At 48.3% G+C, this 1,839-nt stretch carries 2 protein-coding genes; both read right to left on the bottom strand.

Features of this window, described 5'->3' with window-relative positions; translation table 11 throughout:
* On the bottom strand, positions 1-1,251 hold a 1,251-nt coding region (locus BM210_RS34740), incomplete at its 3' end, for a hypothetical protein (protein ID WP_218184914.1).
* Between the two features lie 211 nt (positions 1,252-1,462).
* Positions 1,463-1,839: flagellar filament capping protein FliD (gene fliD / locus BM210_RS10485; RefSeq protein WP_091167723.1), on the bottom strand; the 377-nt coding region annotated here is incomplete at its 5' end.

Genomic DNA, 1,839 nt, shown 5'->3' with positions numbered 1-1,839 from the left:
GGTAAAGGTGACGACACCTGCGCTGGCTGTTTTGGTTGCCGTGCCCGTGAGCATCCAGGTACCGGCGTCCTTCCGCGACACCGTCACACTCGTGGTGGTGTCGTTCACTCGAACATTGCCGTAAGCGTCGCGAAGCGTCACTGCCGGCTGCTGCGCAAACGTGCCGCCATTGCTGGCAGGCGCGATGATGTCGGTTGTCAGCGCCATCGAAGCTGCGCTTCCCGCTGTAGGCGTCAGGCTCAATGTGTTCGTCGCAGGGGTGTCCACGCCTGCGACGCTAAAACCTATTGTCTGCGATGCCACCTTATTCAATTTCAGGTTCGGAACGGCTACGCCATTCGTGAAATTGACACTGATCGTACTCGTCGATGCCGACAGCGTCGTACCGTTAAAGCTGCCATACGAACCGTCTGGCGCCCCAGCATAGCCGGTTACGGTCACATTGCGAGCTCCGCTAAAGCCTGTATCTGTGCTGCCGGACGAATTTTTGACCGTCAGTGTAACGGCATCATCAACGCCGGCTACGGGAGTCAGCGTCGCTGCCGAAGCGCTGGCTGTCCATGCTGCCGCTTTCACGTTGGAGATCGTAATATTTTCAATATTTAAATTGGAAGGAGCTACAGTTATATTATTATAATGCCAAGTGAGCTTTAATGATGCGACATTGTTGATATTGTACGCAGCTCCACTATTTATCAGAGTTCCAAGCTGAGAAACGCTATTACTCAAATTAATCACTTTGCCTGTACCGCTTGTAAGCGTCGATATCACGCTACCACCGATATCATATAAAACAACAGTAATAGATTCCAGACTTTGCCCCACATTTTCATAGGTACTGATCCCCAGATTATTAAAGGTAAACGTCTGGACTTTCGTGCCCGCAGCTTTGATCGTCAGCGACCCTATTGCTCCGCCAACTACCTGATCATTTGACCACAATGCCGTAGGGGAAGGCAAATCACCATTCATAAAACGGTTGCTTACAACAAATTTGTTGTCACCTAATGTTGCAAACCCTGCCGCTGTTGTGCCTCCTCCTCCGCTACCATCAATCCCTAACGTGCCGCCAAAATTATACGTACCGTCTGGCGTGATCGTAGATGCTGCGTAAGCCGTTTGAGGAACGATTTGAAAACTTATGGAAAGGGCCAATAACAACAAGAAAAAACCACGAGTGATCCAGCGAAGATGTTCGCTTTTCCTCTCAGCGCTGCCGCTAATTACTCCTAATCTCTCGCTTGTATTCATAGACAAACAACTCCCGTATCCTATTATTCTTTTTCAAAACCAGTCCTCTCCTTTATCTAGAAAACTGCGGTTTTTTTAAGATCTATATAACTTGAATTAAAGAAGTTCCACTATTCTATTGGACTCCATGCGGACGCAGAGACGGTCAATTATGGCTTGAGGATTCTTCATAATTGATTTTGCAAATTGTTGTTCATTGCCTGGTATCCAGTTAATAAAGCAAATTCACGACCCACCCGCCTGCCTGTGTCGGCATAGCCATTTGCATCGATGACTGGTACATCGCGAATTGCTGCACCTGGCGAGCCTTCGAGTTCAGCAAGCTGCTCGCCGGGACTTCATTGTATCTTTCCGCTGTTGATGATAGACGGTCAGCTAGGCCATAGTTGCCGCTAATCGCTTTCGTTGTTTGTTCGAAATTTGAGCTTAAGCTCTTCTTAAGCTGCTCTTCATCCAGCTTGAGAGTACCATCGCCGTTACGGTGAATACCGATTCGCTCATAGGTAGATGAGCTGATTAACGATTCCATGCTTTTACGGACAGATGAATTCATAACTCCACCGGCTTCTTTCAAGCGATCATGCATCG

Source organism: Paenibacillus sp. 1_12, from assembly GCF_900114475.1.
In the GTDB taxonomy this organism is placed as follows: domain Bacteria; phylum Bacillota; class Bacilli; order Paenibacillales; family NBRC-103111; genus Paenibacillus_S.
Note: the sequence above shows the minus strand (reverse complement) of the source record. Positions and strands in the feature narration are given on the sequence as shown.